Source organism: Pseudomonas sp. GP01-A4 (assembly GCF_058780865.1).
Map to the genome: position 1 here is coordinate 28,117 of NZ_JBYSWF010000005.1, position 17,907 is coordinate 46,023.

Genomic DNA, 17,907 nt, shown 5'->3' on the forward strand with positions numbered 1-17,907 from the left:
TGTCAGTCACTTAATGTGTTTCTGAGACACCGTATTCGCGAGCAAGCCCGCTCCCACATTTTGAATCGCGTTTAGTCATTCTTATTGGAGAAGCGCCGCAAATCCAGGGTCATCGGCAATTCATCATTGATCACCACACTCGGCACCGGCAATTTCCCGGGGCTGTGTCCCAAGCGGAAAAACCGCGCCATCCGCCGGCTTTCAGCTTCATTGGCATTCACCGGCAGGCTGTCGTAATTGCGCCCGCCCGGATGGGCGACATGGTACTGGCAACCGCCCAGCGAGCGCTGCATCCATGTGTCCAAAAGATCGAACACCAGTGGCGCATGCACCGGGATGGTCGGCTGCAAACAGTTGGCCGGTTGCCAGGCGCGATAACGCACGCCAGCCACAAACTCGCCGACGCGCCCGGTGGGTTGCAGCGGCACCGGGATGCCATTGCAGGTCAGCAGGTAACGCTGGGGCGGCAGGCCACTCAACTTGACCTGCAGGCGCTCCAGGGACGAATCCACGTAACGCACCGTACCGCCCACCGCACCCTCTTCGCCCAGCACATGCCAGGGCTCAAGGGCCTGGTGCAATTCCAGTTCGATGCCGCTGACGGCGTAGTCACCGACCTTGGGAAAACGGAACTCCAGGTGCGCGGCAAACCATTCGGCCCGCAGCGGATAACCGGCAGCGTTCAGCTCGACGATCACGTCGGCAAAATCCTGCTCGATAAAGTGCGGCAGCAGGAAGCGGTCATGCAGCTCTGTGCCCCAGCGCGCCAGCTTCGGCGGCGCATAGGGTTCACGCCAGAACCGCGCGACCAGTGCCCGCAGCAACAACTGTTGGGTCAGGCTCATGCGGGCGTGGGGCGGCATTTCAAAGGCACGCAATTCCAGCAGGCCCAGGCGGCCGGTGGCACCGTCCGGCGAGTAGAGCTTGTCGATGCAGAACTCGGCGCGGTGGGTATTGCCAGTGACGTCGATCAGCAGGTTGCGCAGCAGGCGGTCCACCAACCATGGCGGGCATTCTTCGCCCGCTTCGGGCATCTGCGCGAAGGCGATTTCCAGCTCATACAGCGCATCGTTGCGCGCTTCGTCGACCCGTGGTGCCTGGGAAGTCGGGCCGATGAACAGGCCGGAAAACAGGTAGGACAATGACGGATGGTTATGCCAATAGCTGATCAGGCTGCGCAGCAGATCGGGACGCCGCAGGAACGGCGAATCCTTGGGCGTAGCGCCACCGAGCACAAAGTGGTTACCGCCGCCGGTGCCGGTGTGGCGCCCGTCGATCATGAATTTTTCTGTGGTGAGGCGGGTTTGCCGGGCTTCTTCGTAGAGAAACTCGGTGCGTTCCACCAACTCGTCCCAGGTGGCGGACGGCTGCACGTTGACCTCGATCACACCCGGATCCGGCGTCACCCGGAAGTTGCTCAGGCGTGGGTCGCTCGGCGGCTCATAACCTTCCAGCAACACCGGGCAATGCAGTTCTTCGGCGGTGGCTTCGATGGCGGCCACCAGTTCCAGGTAATCCTCGACCCGTTCCAGCGGCGGCATGAACAGGTACAAGCGGCCGTCCCGTGCCTCGGCGCACAGGGCGGTGCGGGTCAGCCAGTCGGCAGACTCGTCGATCTTCGGGATACGGTCTTGGCTGGCAGCTGCCTCGCCATGGCTTTGCAGTTGCGAGGTGGTCGGCAGGTCTGCCAGGTCCTGATTGGGATCGGTGGGGTGCACGAACGGATAGTCCGCCGCCGTTACCCACGGTTGCGAGGCCAGTGGCAGGCGATAACCCAACGGTGAATCGCCCGGCACCAGGCGGCAATGGTTGTCCCGCAGGTACCAGCGCCCGCTCTGCCAGCGGTCATTGGCCGCCGTGCGCGCCAGCGGCAGCACCTGGCCGATGACTTTATCCAGGCCCTGGCTGAAGACCTTGCGCAGGCGCTCGCGCTCAAGCTTGTCCTCCAGGCGCGGATCTTCGGCGCTGACGTTTTGCGGCAAGGCGCCTTCGCGCCACAGGTAATAGAAATTGTCTTCGTAGGCCGGGAATACAAACTGCGCGGGCAGTTTCAGGCGCTCGGCAACGCTGGCCAGAAAACGCCCGGCCATCACGCCGTCGGCGCCATAGCTTTCCTGCTCATCGGCGATCAGCGCGCTGTTGTGCCAGATCGGCACGCCGTCGCGGCGCCAGTAGCAGTTGAGGGACCAGCGCGGCAGTTGCTCGCCGGGGTACCACTTGCCCTGGCCGAAATGCACCAGGCCCTTGGGTGCGTAGTGCTTGCGCATGCGCTGGAACAGCTCGGCGGACAGCCGGCGTTTGTCCGGGCCCAGGGCGGCGGTGTTCCATTCGGCGCCGTCGGGGTCGTCGATGGAAACGAAGGTGGGTTCGCCGCCCATGGTCAGGCGTACGTCGTCCTTGTGCAGGTCACCGTCGATCTGCCGGCCCAGGGCCTGGATCGCCAGCCACTGCTCTTCGGTGTAGGGCTTGGTAACCCTGGGGGCTTCCCAAATCCGCTCCACGGACATCTCGTGGGTAAATTCGCACTCGCAGGGTTCCACCAGGCCACTGATGGGCGCCGCGGAAGAAGGATCAGGACTACAGGCCAACGGGATATGACCTTCACCGGCGAACAAACCGGAGGTGGCATCGAGGCCGATCCAGCCGGCGCCGGGCAAATACACTTCGCACCAGGCGTGCAGGTCGGTGAAATCCACCTCGGTGCCGGACGGGCCATCGAGGGCTTTGACGTCGGCGGTCAGCTGGATCAGGTAGCCCGACACAAATCGCGCCGCCAAACCGAGATTACGCAGCAGTTGCACCAGCAACCACGCCGAATCCCGGCAGGAACCGGAGGCGTTTTCCAGGGTGAATTCCGGAGTTTGTACCCCCGGCTCCATGCGGATCAGGTAGCCGATATCGGCGGCCAGGCGCTGATTCAGGCCCACCAGGAAATCCACCGCCGGCAACGGCGTGCGGTCGATACCCGCCAGATACGCGGCGAATCTCGGGGTCAGCGGCAATGTTTCGAGGTACGGCGCCAGCTCGCGCTGCTCATCGGCGGCGTAGCTGAACGGGATTTTTTCGGCGTAGGGTTCCAGGAAGAAATCGAACGGATTGAATACCGCCATCTCCGCCACCAGGTCGACTTCGATGCGCAGCTCGTCAGTTTTTTCCGGGAACACCAGACGCGCCAGGTAATTGCCCTGGGGATCTTGCTGCCAATTGATGAAGTGCTGTTCCGGCAGCACCTTCAGCGCGTAGGAAAGAATCCGCGTGCGGCTATGGGCCGCCGGACGCAGACGAACAATCTGTGGGCCGAGTTCGACCGCGCGGTCGTAGCGGTAATGCGTAACGTGGTGCAACGCGACATGAATCGACACGGCGGCCTCCTGCGAGCCAGGGCATGGAAACAAAGCGCGCAAGACTTATGCCAGAGCAGTGGTCATTGCGCTTTATCGTGGGACCCGGTGCAGTACAGCACCAAAACGGCGCGATGGCTGCCGTCGTGGTGCGAGGGTTGCACATATTTGTGGCGGGAGTGTGAGGGTGGGTGGTGAATCTACCCAGTCAACGGGCTTTGTGCCTGGCGATCACGGCTTCACGCAGGTGGCGAACTTCGACCAGTTTCTGGCGCATTTCGCGGTGGCGCTTGCTGTTAAGCACCAGCAGCGCCAGCAACGGCAACAGCACGCTCATGCCATAAATAAATGGATGCGGTCGGTACTCGATCGTGGGCAGCACACACACAAGACAAAGCCCCAGCAACACCACCAGCGGCCACACCCATTGCGGGCGTCCGCGGGCGATCATGAAGTTGCAGTGCACGATGACCAACGTCAGAGCGATTCCGCCGAGAAAGGAGTACTTGGCGTTATCCGCCAGGGGAAGGTCCCGGAAATAGCTGTCAAAAAACAAAGGCACCGCGAAGACCAGGGAAAATACCGCCGCCAATATCGCCCCCATGAAAACCGGAAAGTACCGGGATAGAAAGGCACGAATGCTCGGTGCTTGGTTCATTGCTCAATCTCCTCGTATAGACCTACGGCAATGGTTCGGACATTCCCGGAGAGCGCACTGCCCGTGAAGCCAATCGAGGCGCCCAACGCATCCTGTATTTGCGTGACCGTTGCGTGCTTGACCTGTGTGGGCGTGAAGCGCTTGGGCAGCTCACCTGACAACTGACGCAACTTGAGCATCTTCGAGCTCAAGCGAGGGTCGTTAATGCTCAGCAACTCCTTGGTCAGTTTGGCGCGCTCTTGTCGATTCAAGCCTTTCAGTACCTCCCGAACACTTTTGCCGGTGGTCGCCCTATTCAGCCGGACCAGCTTGAGGGTGGTGAGTGACGATGCACCGACTCCGACCAACGATGCGGCGTCCAACGCGATCATCGTGTATTGATACCATTCCTCGCCGTCGAGCTCGTCGTTGCGCGACGGATTTCTTATTTCGTTGACGGTCCGGTAGCCACCGGCAAAACACTGAACGGTACTGGCTGCCGCAGCGGTGTAGCCGAGGGCTGCGACCACCGTACTGGCACCCGCCGAAAACGGTATCGCGACAGAGCCGCTGAGCACCACTACCCAGCCGATGACTGCACCGGCACACGACAGCGTGGTGTTGATCGCTTCACCCACCAGCCGCGATTCACGGGGATTGTCTTGCACCTGCTGGGCGAACTGCGCCGGCGCTATGTACCGCTGCGCTTCCCGCAGGATCACGCGTTTGGGCGCAATGCTGCAGATGGGTTGGAATTCGCGCAGGGTGACGACGTTGAAGTCAGCATCGATATACACCACACCCGCCCCCACAATGCCGGGGTCGGCGTCGATGGCGGCAAACAGGCGTGGCAGGTTGATCTGGCTTTCGATGCGCTGGCGGGCCATGAACTGGGAGCGGTTGGAGTCCATGCCGATGCCAAGCAGGGGGCTGCTCATGGGGGTGTTCTTCCTTGAAATGGGTGGTGTCTGAACTGGCGCTTTCGCGAGCAAGCCCGCTCCCACATTCGACCGCATTCTCATGCTGAAACCCGGTCACATGTGGGAGCTGGCTTGCCTGCGATGGCGCTCGAATGGGCGCCACCTTAACAAACAGGCTACCCACCCGCTAGAAAGCAAAACGCCAGCACGAGGCTGGCGTTTTGCGTTTCAGGCGGCGATCAACGCGGCACCACCGGCTTGCGGGCTGGCTTCTTGCCTTTGCCCTTGGCGGCGTCGGTGCGCTCCTTGGCGGCCTGCTTGTTGCGCGCCATGGCTGCGGCCTTGGCTTGCTCGCGCTTGTCCCAAGGGTTGCTGCCATCACTGCCTCGCGGCGGCAGGCCGGTGTGCTGGGTGAGGATCCTGGTGGTGGTTTCCTTCGCAACCTTGTGGCTGCCAGCCGGCGTCGAGTTTTTGCGACGGGCGCTCTGGTAGCTGTCGGTGGACGGTTGGTGCAACGGGATCAGTTGCTCCTTGCCCGGCCCGATCAGGTCTGCACGGCCCATGCGGGTCAAGGCTTCACGCAGCATCGGCCAGCCTTTCGGGTCGTGGTAGCGCAGGAAGGCCTTGTGCAGACGGCGCTGTTCTTCGCTCTTGACGATGGTCACCGCGTCGCTCTTGTAGGTAACCTTGCGCAGCGGGTTCTTGCCCGAGTGGTACATCGCCGTGGCGGTGGCCATTGGCGACGGGTAGAACGCCTGCACCTGGTCGGCGCGGAAGCCGTTGCCCTTGAGCCACAGGGCCAGGTTCATCATGTCTTCATCGGTGGTGCCCGGGTGGGCGGCGATGAAGTAAGGAATCAGGTACTGCTCCTTGCCCGCTTCCTTGGTGTACTTCTCGAACATGCGCTTGAACTTGTCATAGCTGCCGATGCCCGGTTTCATCATCTGGTTGAGCGGACCTTCCTCGGTGTGTTCCGGGGCGATCTTCAGGTAACCACCGACGTGGTGGGTCACCAGCTCCTTCACGTACTCCGGCGACTCGACCGCGAGGTCGTAGCGCAGGCCGGAAGCGATCAGGATCTTCTTCACACCCGGCAACGCACGGGCGCTGCGGTACAGCTGGATCAACGACGAGTGGTCGGTGTTCAGGTTCGGGCAGATGCCCGGGAACACGCAGGATGGCTTGCGGCACGCGGATTCGATTTCCGGGCTCTTGCAGGCAATGCGGTACATGTTCGCGGTCGGGCCGCCGAGGTCGGAAATGACGCCGGTGAAGCCTGGCACCTTGTCGCGGATCTCTTCGATTTCGCGAATGATCGACTCTTCGGAACGGTTCTGGATGATTCGGCCTTCGTGCTCGGTGATCGAGCAGAAGGTGCAGCCGCCGAAGCAGCCACGCATGATGTTCACCGAGAAGCGGATCATGTCGTAGGCCGGGATCTTTTCCTTGCCGTACGCCGGGTGTGGAACACGGGCGTAAGGCATGCCGAACACGTAGTCCATTTCTTCGGTAGTCATGGGAATGGGCGGCGGGTTGAACCACACATCCACTTCGCCGTGCTTCTGTACCAGCGCGCGGGCGTTGCCCGGGTTGGTTTCCAGGTGGAGCACGCGGTTGGCGTGGGCATACAGCACCGAGTCGCCACGGACTTTTTCCACGGACGGCAGACGGATCACGGTCTTGTCACGGGTCATGCGTGGGCTGGCCAGGATCTGTACCACCTTGGCCTCTTCCGGGTCTTCCACCGGGCCCTTTTCCTGCTCGATGGCGCAGGCCTGGGTGTCCTGGGTGTTCACGTACGGGTTGATGATCTTGTCGATCTTGCCCGGACGGTCGATACGGGTGGAGTCCACCTCGTACCAGCCTTCGGGCGTGTCACGGCGAATGAACGCAGTGCCGCGCACGTCGGTGATGTCTTCGATCTTGTGGCCCCACGACAGGCGCTGGGCGACTTCGACGATGGCCCGCTCGGCGTTGCCGTACAGCAGGATATCGGCGCAGGCGTCGATCAGGATCGAGTTGCGTACACGGTCCTGCCAGTAGTCGTAGTGGGCGATGCGGCGCAGGGAGGCTTCGATGCCGCCGAGCACGATCGGCACGTGCTTGTAGGCTTCCTTGCAGCGCTGGCTGTAGACCAGGCTCGCGCGGTCCGGACGTTTGCCGGCCATGCCGCCTGGGGTGTAGGCGTCATCGGAGCGGATTTTCTTGTCGGCGGTGTAGCGGTTGATCATCGAGTCCATGTTGCCGGCCGCGACGCCGAAGAACAGGTTCGGCTCGCCGAGCTTCATGAAGTCGTCTTTGGACTGCCAGTTGGGCTGGGCAATGATCCCGACGCGAAAGCCCTGGGACTCCAGCAGCCGGCCGATGATTGCCATGCCGAACGACGGATGGTCCACGTACGCGTCACCGGTGACGATGATGATGTCGCATGAATCCCAGCCAAGCTGATCCATCTCCTCCCTGCTCATCGGCAGGAATGGCGCAGGACCGAAACATTCGGCCCAGTACTTGGGATAGTCAAATAACGGCTTGGCTGTTTGCATGACGGTGACCGGTGTTGAGATGAAAAATCGCGGGCGCGGAATATAGCACAAATTTTGACCAATTCCGACCTTTGCAGTCGGAATTGGCGGGACGGCCTTTTACTCGTCTTCGAAGTTGTAGCTGCCCGGCGCCAGGTTTTCGAAGCGGGTGTATTTGCCGATAAAGGCCAGGCGCGTGGTGCCGATTGGCCCGTTACGCTGTTTACCGATGATGATTTCGGCGATGCCTTTATGCTCGGTCTCCGGGTGATACACCTCGTCCCGGTATACGAACATGATCACGTCAGCATCCTGCTCGATCGCTCCGGATTCCCGCAAGTCGGAGTTGATCGGGCGTTTGTTCGGACGCTGCTCAAGAGATCGGTTGAGCTGCGACAGGGCAACCACCGGGCAGTTGAATTCCTTGGCCAGGGCTTTCAACGAGCGGGAAATCTCGGAAATCTCGTTGGTCCGGCTGTCACCGCTGGAACCCGGGATCTGCATCAACTGCAGGTAGTCGATCATGATCAGGGCGATGTCGCCGTGCTCACGCACCAGGCGTCGGGTACGCGCGCGCATTTCCGACGGGCTGATGCCCGCGGTGTCATCGATAAACAGCTTGCGATCGTTGAGCAGGTTGACCGCCGAGGTCAGCCGCGGCCAGTCGTCGTCTTCCAGGCGGCCGGCACGCACCTTGGTCTGGTCGATGCGGCCCAGGGACGACAACATACGCATGATCAGCGATTCGCCTGGCATCTCCAGGGAGTAAACCAGTACGGCCTTGTCGCTGCGCAACACGGCGTTTTCCACCAGGTTCATGGCGAAGGTGGTTTTACCCATGGACGGACGGCCGGCGACGATGATCAAGTCGGCTGGCTGCAGGCCGCTGGTCATGCCGTCGAGGTCGGTGTAGCCGGTGGACAGGCCGGTGATGGCGTTGTCGGTGTTGAACAAGGTGTCGATACGGTCGATGGCCTTGGTCAGCAAGTCGTTGACGCTGACCGGGCCGCCGGTTTTCGGCCGGGCCTCGGCGATCTGGAAGATCTGCCGTTCGGCTTCGTCGAGAATCTCTTCGGCAGTGCGGCCTTCCGGGTTGAACGCGCTGTCGGCGATCTCGGTGGCGATGCCGATCAACTGGCGCAACGTGGCCCGCGCACGGACGATCTGCGCATACGCCTTGATGTTGGCGACCGATGGCGTGTTTTTCGCCAACTCGCCCAGGTAACCCAGGCCGCCCACTTGGGACGTCTGGCCTTCCTTGTCCAACTGCTCGGCCAGGGTCACCACGTCGATCGGTGAGTTCTGGTCGGCCAGCTTGGCAATGGCGCGGAAGATCAGGCGGTGGTCATGACGGTAGAAATCGCCGTCCGAGACTTGATCCAGCACGCGTTCCCAGGCGTTGTTGTCCAGCATCAAGCCACCGAGCACGGCCTGTTCGGCCTCGATGGAATGCGGCGGCACCTTCAGGGCAGCGGTTTGCAGGTCATATTGCTCAGGAGCGGAGATATCGTTCATGGCCACTTGGAATAGTTGGAGAATCAGGAGCTATAGAAAAACAAAAGGCACGACCTGTGAACAGGATCGTGCCCGATGTTAACTGCCTGGCACGCGAGGTGCCAGTCAGTTAGGTGTTGCTTAAGCTGCTACCACAACAACGCGTACGGTTGCTTCGACTTCAGCGTGCAGGTGCACGGCTACATCGAATTCGCCAACGTTGCGGATGGTGCCGTTCGGCAGACGAACTTCGCTCTTCTGCACTTCAACGCCGGAGGCGGTCAGTGCATCAGCGATGTCGTGGGTGCCGATCGAACCGAACAGCTTGCCTTCGTCACCGGCGGTGGCAGTGATAGTCACTTCCAGCTCAGCCAGTTGGGCAGCGCGAGTTTCGGCCGAAGCTTTTTTGTCTGCTGCTGCTTTTTCCAGCTCAGCACGACGCTCTTCAAACGCAGCCAGGTTGGCAGCGGTTGCAGCGGTGGCTTTGCCGTATGGCAGCAGGTAGTTACGACCGTAGCCGGCCTTAACGTTCACTTTGTCGCCCAGGTTGCCCAGGTTGGCGACTTTTTCCAGAAGGATCAGTTGCATGTGAAAATCCTCTAACTTTTAACCTTCACCGTTCGCGTTATCGGCGTCTTTCGGCGCCAGACGACCGCGAAAATCAATCAGGCCGTCGACAATGGCCAAGACCACGAGTAACGGATAGATCAGCTGCATGAACAGCAACAGCGTCACGTACAACCCCACCAGCCAGAATCTGCCCAGTCGCTTTTGCGCCACCAGCCCATGAATCAGGGACAGGCCGGCGAATACCAGCGGTACGCTGCACAACGGCACCAACAGCGCCAGGCCAAAAGTCGGCCCGACCACCATGAACGCCAGCAGCAACATCGCCGGTCCAGCGGGGATTCTGATACTGCGAAACTCGCGACCAAAACCACCCGGGTTATACAACAACGCCTGCCAGTAACGCCCAAGAATCAGGCTCAGCAAGCTGACAATCTGCAACAGTGCCGCTATCAGGCCGGTAAGCATCGGTGCAACCACTGACGCAAAGCGCGCTCGCTCCTCTACCGATAACTGCTGGTAGAGATCCCCGAGGGCCAGCGGCAGGATCTTGATGATCTCCTGCGCCAGCGCCTCGATTTGCGGGCGGAAAGCCGCGCCAAGCGCCAGTGAATACACCAACCCCAATGCCACGCTGACCAGCAGCGTACGGACCCAGGACTCACTTGCGCGCAAAACCAACGCAAGGGTCGATGAACCGAGCAGTACCAGAAGTACCCGTGGATCATCGAATTTCAACCACCAGACCAAGGCCGGCAGTATCCCCAGGGCAAGAACGCCAAGGGCGTCCTTCAAACCGCGCCGCAGAAGCACAAGGCAACCCGCGGCAGCACCCAACCAATACAACAACGGCAATGCTGCACATCCAGCCACTACCAGAGTGGCCTGCACACGACCGCGCATGATGAACTCAGCTAAGGCGCGCATGCATTCAATCCCTTACTACTTGTCGACTGCCCGGTCTCAGCGGCCGTGGCTGTCGGTGTAGGCCAGCAGGGCCAGGAAGCGGGCGCGCTTGATAGCGGTGGCCAGCTGACGCTGATAACGAGCTTTGGTACCGGTGATGCGGCTTGGAACAATTTTGCCGGTCTCGGATACGTAGGCTTTCAGAGTGTTGAGATCTTTGTAATCGATCTCCTTCACGTCTTCAGCGGTGAAGCGGCAGAATTTACGACGACGGAAGAAACGTGCCATTTGATAGGCTCCTTAAAAGGTCCGTGGATTACTCGTCAGCGTTATCGCTGTTGTCGCTGTCATCACTATCAGCGCTTTCAGCGCCTTCGTGCTCAGGACGGTCGCGACGCTCACGGCGCTCACTGCGGTTTTCTTCAGCCTTGAGCATCTCGGATTGGCCGGTAACGGCTTCTTCGCGACGGATGACCAGGTTACGGATCACTGCATCGTTGTAGCGGAAGTTGTCTTCCAGCTCGGCCAGGGCCTTGCCAGTGCACTCAACGTTCAGCATCACGTAGTGAGCCTTGTGAACATTGTTGATTGCGTAGGCCAGTTGACGACGGCCCCAATCTTCCAGACGGTGGATTTTGCCGCCGTCTTCTTCGATCAGCTTGGTGTAACGCTCTACCATGCCGCCGACTTGCTCGCTTTGATCCGGGTGGACCAAAAAGATGATTTCGTAATGACGCATGAATGCTCCTTACGGGTTGTAGCCTGCCGCTCAAAAACGGTCAGACAAGGAGTGAATGACACTTATGGATCTTGCCGAAGGGAGGCACATGCGTGCCTGCCATGAAGGCAAGGGGCGCAATTGTAGAGAAGGGGGAGAAAGGGTGCAAGGTGATTGGTGATTATTTGAACAGCCCCCATACACCACAAAAACAAATGTGGGAGGGGGCTTGCCCCCGAAAGCGATGTGCCAGTCACCAAATGCACTGACTGATACACCGTATTCGGGAGCAAGCCCCCTCCCACATTTTGACCTGCGCCAGACTTGGTTATTTCTTGGCTTTAGCCTTGGCGCCGCGCTGGCGCTGGGCTTCGAACAGGCAGACGCCCGTTGCGACTGAAACGTTGAGGCTGCTGACGCTACCGGCCATCGGCAGGTGCACCAGGTAATCGCAATGCTCGCGGGTCAGGCGACGCATGCCTTTGCCTTCAGCACCCATGATCAGGATGGTCGGGCCGGTGAGGTCCTGGTCATAAATGCTGACCTCAGCCTCCCCCGCCGTACCCACGACCCACAGGCCGCGCTGCTGGAGTTTCTCCAGGGTGCGCGCCAGGTTGGTCACGGCCACCAACGGAATCACTTCCGCAGCACCGCAGGCGACTTTACGCACGACAGGCGTCAAGGTTGCCGACTTGTCTTTAGGCACGATCACCGCCAACGCACCGGCGGCATCCGCCGAACGCAGGCAGGCGCCGAGGTTGTGCGGATCGGTCACGCCGTCGAGCACCAGCAACAGCGGTGCGCCTTCGGTGCGGTCGAGCAGCTCGTCGAGCATCGCTTCGCCCCAGACCTGGCTTGGACTGACGTCGGCTACCACGCCCTGGTGAACGCCTTCGACCCAGACGTCCATCTCGCGCCGCTCGGCCTGGCCGATGGCAACTTTGTTCTGATTGGCCAGTTCGACCAGCGCTTGAACACGCGGCTCACTGCGGCCTTCTGCCAACCACACCTGCTTGACGCGTTTCGGGTGGTGACGCAGCAATGCTTCTACGGCGTGTACGCCGTAGATTTTTTCCAGACTCATGACTTGGCCTTAGGTTTGCGCGACCCGCCGCTTTTCGCGGGGGCCGAACCCGCTTTTGGCGGGCCTTTACGGTGTTTACTCGGCTTGCTCGACGGCTTTTCCGCCTCGCGGGACTTTCCCCCAGACGCCGCTTTACCACCGCTTTTGGCTTCGTTGAGCAACTGCTGCTTCAACTCGCGGCTCTTGCGCAGCTCGGCGTTTTTCGCCGCGGCATCGCTAGGGCGGTAGGCTTCGGGGGCCTTGTCCTTGGCAGACGAACGACGCGCAGGCTTGGCTGGCGCAGGCTCGGCGACCGCCGCTTTCGCAGGAGCGCCTTTGCCTTTGCTGGCCGGGGCTGCAGTTTCGCTGCCACGTTTTTTACGGCCAGTCGGTTCAGCCGGCTTGTCAGGCATACCGAAATCGATCTTGCGCTCGTCGAGGTCGACGCGCATGACCTGCACTTCCACGGTATCGCCCAGACGGAAGCTGCGACCGGTGCGCTCACCCGCCAGGCGGTGATGCACAGGGTCGAAGTGGTAGTAGTCACCCGGCAAGGCGGTGACGTGCACCAGGCCCTCGACGTAGATGTCGGTCAGCTCGACGAACAAACCAAAACCGGTCACGGCAGTGATCACACCCGGGAACGACTCGCCCACGCGGTCTTTCATGAACTCGCACTTGAGCCAGTTCACTACGTCGCGGGTGGCTTCGTCGGCACGGCGCTCGCTCATGGAGCACTGCTCGCCCAACTGTTCCAGGGCCGCTTCGTCGTACGGATAGATCCGTGCCTTCGGAATGGTCATGGCACCAGCACGCTTGACGTGCGGGGTGTTCTGCTTGGAATGGATCACGCTGCGGATCGCCCGGTGCGTGAGCAAGTCCGGGTAACGACGAATCGGCGAGGTGAAGTGGGTGTACGCTTCGTAATTCAGGCCAAAGTGGCCCTGGTTATCGGCGCTGTACACCGCCTGGCTCAGGGAGCGCAGCATAACGGTCTGGATCACGTGGTAATCCGGACGGTCCTTGATGCTCGCGAGCAGAGCCTGGTAGTCCTTCGGCGTCGGGCCGTCCTTGCCTTTGTGCAGGGACAGGCCGAGCTCACCGAGGAACGCGCGCAGCTTCTCCAGACGCTCCGGCGGCGGGCCGTCGTGCACCCGGTACAACGCAGGAATCTCGTGCTTTTTGAGGAATTCTGCGGTGGCCACGTTGGCCGCCAGCATGCACTCCTCGATCAGCTTGTGAGCATCGTTGCGCGTGGTCGGGGTGATCGCGGCGATCTTGCGCTCGGAACCGAAGACAATCCGGGTTTCCTGAGTTTCAAAGTCGATCGCGCCACGCACGTGACGAGCGCCCAACAGCACCTTGTACAGCGCGTAGAGCTGCTTGAGATGCGGCACGACATGCCCGTACTCACCGCGCAGGGCCTTGGCCTCGCTGGTTTTCGGCTGTTCCAGGATGGTGCTGACCTTGTTGTAGGTCAGGCGCGCCTGGGAGTGAATCACCGCTTCGTAGAACTGGTAGTCGGTCATTTCGCCGGTTTTCGAGATGGTCATCTCGCACACCATGGCCAAACGGTCGACTTTCGGGTTCAGGGAGCACAGGCCGTTGGACAGCTGCTCAGGCAGCATCGGGATGACGCGCTCGGGGAAGTACACCGAGTTGCCGCGCACCTGGGCTTCGTTGTCCAGGGCCGAACCGATCTTCACGTAGCTGGACACGTCGGCAATCGCGACGAACAACTTCCAGCCGCCGGAGAACAGGCGCAGTTTGCCAGGCCTGGCTTCGCAGTAGACCGCATCGTCGAAGTCGCGGGCATCTTCGCCGTCAATGGTGACGAACGGCAGATGACGCAGGTCGATGCGCTTCTCTTTGTCTTTTTCTTCGACTTCCGGCTTGAGCTTGGCGGCTTCTTTGAGCACAGCCTCAGGCCAGACGTGAGGGATATCGTAGGTGCGCAGCGCAACATCGATCTCCATGCCCGGCGCCATGTAGTTGCCGACCACTTCAACGATATCGCCCTGTGGCTGGAAGCGCGCAGTTGGCCAGTGGGTGATTTTCACCTCGACGAACTGGCCCACTTTGGCGGCGCCATTGCGCCCCGGGGTGATCAGCACTTCCTGCTGGACCTTGGGGTTATCCGGCACCACGAAGCCGATGCCGCCTTCTTCGAAGTAACGGCCGACGATGGACTCGTGGGCACGGGACACCACTTCGACGATCACGCCTTCACGGCGACCGCGACGGTCGAGGCCGGAAACGCGGGCCAGGGCACGGTCGCCATCAAACACCAGGCGCATTTGCGCCGGGCTCATGAACAGGTCGTCGCTGCCATCGTCCGGGATCAGGAAGCCGAAACCGTCACGGTGGCCGGCGATGCGGCCGAGGATCAGGTCGAGCTTGTCCACCGGCGCGTAGGTGCCGCGGCGGGTGTAGATCAACTGGGCATCGCGCTCCATGGCGCGCAGGCGGCGACGCAGGGCTTCGAGTTGGTCTTCGGTGGTCAGACCGAATTCTTCAACCAGCTGCTCGCGGCTAGCAGGCGAACCCCGATCGGCGAGGTGCGCCAGGATCAGTTCGCGGCTAGGAATGGGGTTTTCATATTTTTCCGCTTCACGAGCGGCCTCGGGATCGAGGGACTGCCAATCGGCCATTAGAGAGTTTTCACCTTGTCTATATGCGGGTTAGTTTGGCATACGCGTATTGAAACGGGAAATTTCAGGTGTCAACAAGCCCGTAAAAGCACTTTGTAGCCCTTGGAATGCACCTTGCGCGACCGTCGGCGAAATATTCCAGACTTTTTTCATGGCAGGGCTTTACAGCTCAAAATAGCCTCCGTATAGTGCGCGCCATCGACGACGGCAACGTTGTTGATGCTGCCCAGGTGGTGAAATTGGTAGACACGCCAGCTTCAGGTGCTGGTGATCGCAAGGTCGTGGAAGTTCGAGTCTTCTCCTGGGCACCAAATTCAGATCAAACCCGCGAAAGCGGGTTTTTTCGTTTCCGGGGTTTGAAAACCTGACCGGTGATTTCCCCTCTCGTCCGCACTTGAGAAGTTTTATCGTTTATCCTTGTAAGGATTTGTTGCACTCAAGTGAGGAAAACCCCGGATGATGATCCGCGATACCCGTCTCAAGACATCCCTTCTGCGTGGCCTGACCATCACTCTGCTCGGCCTGACCCTGCTCTCGCCCGCTGCCTATTCTGCCGACAAGGTTGCACTGACCTTGTACAACGGCCAACACAAGGAGGTCGGCGATGAACTTGCCAAGGCCTTCGAAGCCAAGACCGGCATCCACGTCAATGTGCGCAAGGGCAGCAGCAACCAGCTGGCCAGCCAGGTCGTCGAAGAAGGTGACCGCTCCCCTGCCGACGTGATCTACACCGAAGAATCGCCGCCGCTGAATAAACTCGGCGAGCAAGGCCTGCTGGCAACCATCGACGCCAGCACCCTCGACGTCCTGCCGAAGGAATACGTGGCCGCCAACGGCGCCTGGATGGGCGTGACCGCACGCACCCGCGTCGTGGCCTTCAACCCGAAGCTGATCGCCGAAAAAGACCTGCCCAAGTCGGTACTGGATTTCGCCGGGCCCGAGTGGCAAGGCAAGGTCGGTTTCGTGCCCACCAGCGGCGCGTTCCAGGAACAAGCCGTAGCGATCATCAAGCTGCACGGTCGCGAAGCGGCTGAAGAGTGGCTGACCGGCCTGCGCGCTTTCGGCAAGGTCTACAGCAACAACATGGTTGCGCTCAAGGCCGTGGAAAATGGCGAAGTCGCCACTGTCTTGGTGAACAACTACTACTGGTTCGCCCTGAAGAAAGAAAAAACCAACCTGGATTCGCAGCTGCACTACTTCACCAACGGCGATGCCGGTGGCCTGATCACCGTGTCTGCCGCGGCTGCACTGAAATCCAGCAAGCATCCAAAGGAAGCCCAGCAACTGCTGGCATTCATGGCCAGCGAAGAAGGCCAGCGGGTGATCACCAACACTTCCGCCGAATACCCGCTGCGCAAGGGCATGGAATCCAACCGCGGCCTCAAGCCTTTCAGCGAGCTGCAACCGCCGAAAGTCACCCCTGCCGACCTGGGCAACGCCGAAGAAGCCCTGGAACTGGAACGTGACGTTGGCTTGAACTGATGAACCCATCGCTCCCCGCCCTCGCCTTGCGCGGGGGTTTTACGCCGAGACGCAAACGCCCTTCGATCTGGTTGCTGCTACCAGTCCTGCTGCTGGTAGGCCTGAGCCTGTTGCCGCTGGCGTATGTCGGCCTCAAGGCCTGGCAGGCAGGATGGGCCGAAGCGGTGCATTTGCTGTGGCGGCCCTATGTATTCGGGTTGCTGCGCAACACCCTGGCGCTGATGGTCGGCGTCACCGTGGCCTGCGGCGTGATCGGCTTGTCCCTGGCCTGGCTGCTGGAACGCAGCAACCTGCCGGGGCGGCGGATCTGGGGAGTGATCCTGTGCCTGCCGTTCGCGGTGCCGGCGTTTGTCAGCAGCTTTACCTGGGTTTCGTTAAGCGCCAACTTTGAAGGGTTGGGCGGAGCGATCCTGGTGATGACCCTGTCCAAATACCCACTGGTGTTTCTGCCGGTGGCGGCAACCCTGCGCAATCTTGATCCATCCCTGGAAGAATCGGCCCGCACCCTCGGACTGAATCGCTGGGGCGTATTCTTTCGCATCACCTTGCCGCTGCTGTGGCCGTCACTGCTGGCCGGGGCACTGTTGATTGCCCTGCATATGCTGGTGGAGTTCGGCGCGCTGTCGATCATCGGCTTGCAGACGTTTACCACCGCGATCTACCAGCAATTCGAGCTGGAGTTCAGCAACGCCAATGCGGCGATGCTTTCGGCGGTGCTGCTGGTGATGTGCCTGACGCTGCTCTGGCTGGAGCTGCGGGTGCGCGGCAAGGGCCGGCACGTGCGTACCGGCCAGGGCGCGGCGCGGCATGCCGAACAGGTTCGACTCGGCAAATGGGCGGCGCTGGGGCAGCTGTATTGCCTGCTCCTGGCGATCATCGGCAGCGGCATTCCACTGGGCATGCTCGGTTATTGGCTGGCAGTGGGCAGTTCGGCGGCATTTCCGATAGCCGAGATCAGCGAGGCGCTGCTTTCTTCGTTGGCGCTGTCCCTGGGTGGCGCCGCGCTTTGCCTGTTGTTTGCCGTGCCGGTGGGCTTGCTGGTGGTGCGCTACAAGGGCCAGCTCGCACTGTGGGCCGAGCGCCTGCCGTACCTGCTGCACGCCCTGCCCGGCCTGGTGATTGCGCTGACACTGGTGTATTTCGCCCTGCATTACGTGCCGGCGCTATATCAAACGTCGGCATTGCTGCTGATCGCTTATGCGCTGCTGTTTTTGCCTCTGGCCCAGGCGCCGATACGCACGGCGCTGAACAAGGCAGCACCACAGCTGGAAGAGGCGGCGAGAACGCTGGGCGCGTCGTCGTTCAGTGCGTTTTGCCGGGTGACGCTGCCGATTATTTTCCCGGCATTGGGGGCGGCGTTTGCGCTGGTATTCCTGGATGCGATGAAGGAATTGACGGCGACGTTGCTGCTTAGTCCTACCGGGCTGAACACCTTGGCAACTGCCGTGTGGGCGCACACCTCGAATGTGGAATTCGCGGCAGCGGCGCCCTATGCGGCATTGTTGATTTTGGTGTCGGGGCTGCCGGTGTATCTGCTTACGACGCGGATGTATCTGAGCCGCTGAAATAGCTTTCGCGAGCAAGCCCGCTCCCACATTTGCTCGCA

13 protein-coding genes and 1 tRNA gene are annotated in these 17,907 nt (G+C 60.9%); 3 read left to right on the forward strand and 11 right to left on the reverse strand.

Annotated features, from left to right (window positions below; genetic code table 11):
* Positions 1-71: 71 nt before the first annotated feature.
* The 11 genes from AC3WKX_RS05160 to rnr all read right to left on the reverse strand — a co-directional run bounded on the left by AC3WKX_RS05160 (position 72) and on the right by rnr (position 14,819).
* Complete coding sequence (locus tag AC3WKX_RS05160) at positions 72-3,362, reverse strand: transglutaminase family protein (protein WP_102604265.1); 3,291 nt, start codon at positions 3,360-3,362, stop codon at positions 72-74.
* 187 nt (positions 3,363-3,549) lie between these two features.
* Complete coding sequence (locus tag AC3WKX_RS05165) at positions 3,550-3,999, reverse strand: hypothetical protein (protein WP_102604266.1); 450 nt, start codon at positions 3,997-3,999, stop codon at positions 3,550-3,552.
* Positions 3,996-4,916, reverse strand: coding sequence for an Ssp4 family T6SS effector (gene ssp4 / locus AC3WKX_RS05170; RefSeq protein ID WP_102604267.1), 921 nt, complete (start codon positions 4,914-4,916; stop codon positions 3,996-3,998). Before ssp4 ends, AC3WKX_RS05165 begins: the two co-directional genes overlap by 4 nt.
* 221 nt (positions 4,917-5,137) lie before the next feature.
* Positions 5,138-7,441, reverse strand: coding sequence for a YgiQ family radical SAM protein (locus AC3WKX_RS05175; protein ID WP_008439091.1), 2,304 nt, complete (start codon positions 7,439-7,441; stop codon positions 5,138-5,140).
* A gap of 99 nt (positions 7,442-7,540) precedes the next feature.
* A complete protein-coding gene (gene dnaB, locus AC3WKX_RS05180) occupies positions 7,541-8,935 on the reverse strand; it encodes a replicative DNA helicase (protein ID WP_003217484.1) in 1,395 nt (464 codons plus the stop codon).
* Between the two features lie 120 nt (positions 8,936-9,055).
* Positions 9,056-9,502: a 50S ribosomal protein L9 gene (gene rplI, locus AC3WKX_RS05185; protein ID WP_003171376.1), complete on the reverse strand. Its 447-nt coding sequence runs from the start codon at positions 9,500-9,502 to the stop codon at positions 9,056-9,058.
* 18 nt (positions 9,503-9,520) lie between these two features.
* Positions 9,521-10,408, reverse strand: coding sequence for a YybS family protein (locus AC3WKX_RS05190; protein ID WP_003217488.1), 888 nt, complete (start codon positions 10,406-10,408; stop codon positions 9,521-9,523).
* Between the two features lie 36 nt (positions 10,409-10,444).
* A complete protein-coding gene (rpsR, locus tag AC3WKX_RS05195; protein WP_002551829.1) occupies positions 10,445-10,675 on the reverse strand; it encodes a 30S ribosomal protein S18 in 231 nt (76 codons plus the stop codon).
* Positions 10,676-10,703: 28 nt separating this feature from the next.
* A complete protein-coding gene (rpsF, locus tag AC3WKX_RS05200) occupies positions 10,704-11,126 on the reverse strand; it encodes a 30S ribosomal protein S6 (RefSeq protein ID WP_003217491.1) in 423 nt (140 codons plus the stop codon).
* 307 nt (positions 11,127-11,433) lie between these two features.
* Positions 11,434-12,189, reverse strand: coding sequence for a 23S rRNA (guanosine(2251)-2'-O)-methyltransferase RlmB (gene rlmB / locus AC3WKX_RS05205; protein WP_003217493.1), 756 nt, complete (start codon positions 12,187-12,189; stop codon positions 11,434-11,436).
* Complete coding sequence (gene rnr / locus AC3WKX_RS05210) at positions 12,186-14,819, reverse strand: ribonuclease R (RefSeq protein ID WP_102604268.1); 2,634 nt, start codon at positions 14,817-14,819, stop codon at positions 12,186-12,188. Before rnr ends, rlmB begins: the two co-directional genes overlap by 4 nt.
* Positions 14,820-15,043: 224 nt before the next feature.
* Between rnr and AC3WKX_RS05215 the strand changes: the two genes are divergently transcribed.
* The 3 genes from AC3WKX_RS05215 to AC3WKX_RS05225 all read left to right on the forward strand — a co-directional run bounded on the left by AC3WKX_RS05215 (position 15,044) and on the right by AC3WKX_RS05225 (position 17,866).
* Positions 15,044-15,130 (forward strand) — tRNA-Leu (locus tag AC3WKX_RS05215).
* A gap of 145 nt (positions 15,131-15,275) precedes the next feature.
* Positions 15,276-16,301 carry an extracellular solute-binding protein gene (locus AC3WKX_RS05220; protein WP_008439094.1) on the forward strand — a complete coding sequence of 342 codons (1,026 nt, stop codon included), beginning with the start codon at positions 15,276-15,278 and terminating at the stop codon, positions 16,299-16,301.
* Positions 16,301-17,866 (forward strand): ABC transporter permease, encoded by a 1,566-nt coding sequence (locus AC3WKX_RS05225; protein ID WP_008439096.1) that lies wholly within the window; start codon positions 16,301-16,303, stop codon positions 17,864-17,866. Before AC3WKX_RS05220 ends, AC3WKX_RS05225 begins: the two co-directional genes overlap by 1 nt.
* Positions 17,867-17,907: the final 41 nt, after the last annotated feature.

Excerpts from the sequence above, each read along its gene's own strand:
- ssp4 (WP_102604267.1), bottom strand. The coding sequence starts at position 4,916 with ATGAGCAGCCCCCTGCTTGGCATCGGCATGGACTCCAACCGCTCCCAG.
- AC3WKX_RS05225 (WP_008439096.1), top strand. The coding sequence starts at position 16,301 with ATGAACCCATCGCTCCCCGCCCTCGCCTTGCGCGGGGGTTTTACGCCG.
- rnr (WP_102604268.1), bottom strand. The coding sequence starts at position 14,819 with ATGGCCGATTGGCAGTCCCTCGATCCCGAGGCCGCTCGTGAAGCGGAA.
- AC3WKX_RS05165 (WP_102604266.1), bottom strand. The coding sequence starts at position 3,999 with ATGAACCAAGCACCGAGCATTCGTGCCTTTCTATCCCGGTACTTTCCG.
- AC3WKX_RS05190 (WP_003217488.1), bottom strand. The coding sequence starts at position 10,408 with ATGCGCGCCTTAGCTGAGTTCATCATGCGCGGTCGTGTGCAGGCCACT.
- AC3WKX_RS05175 (WP_008439091.1), bottom strand. The coding sequence starts at position 7,441 with ATGCAAACAGCCAAGCCGTTATTTGACTATCCCAAGTACTGGGCCGAA.
- rpsF (WP_003217491.1), bottom strand. The coding sequence starts at position 11,126 with ATGCGTCATTACGAAATCATCTTTTTGGTCCACCCGGATCAAAGCGAG.
- rpsR (WP_002551829.1), bottom strand. The coding sequence starts at position 10,675 with ATGGCACGTTTCTTCCGTCGTCGTAAATTCTGCCGCTTCACCGCTGAA.
- AC3WKX_RS05220 (WP_008439094.1), top strand. The coding sequence starts at position 15,276 with ATGATGATCCGCGATACCCGTCTCAAGACATCCCTTCTGCGTGGCCTG.
- dnaB (WP_003217484.1), bottom strand. The coding sequence starts at position 8,935 with ATGAACGATATCTCCGCTCCTGAGCAATATGACCTGCAAACCGCTGCC.
- rlmB (WP_003217493.1), bottom strand. The coding sequence starts at position 12,189 with ATGAGTCTGGAAAAAATCTACGGCGTACACGCCGTAGAAGCATTGCTG.
- rplI (WP_003171376.1), bottom strand. The coding sequence starts at position 9,502 with ATGCAACTGATCCTTCTGGAAAAAGTCGCCAACCTGGGCAACCTGGGC.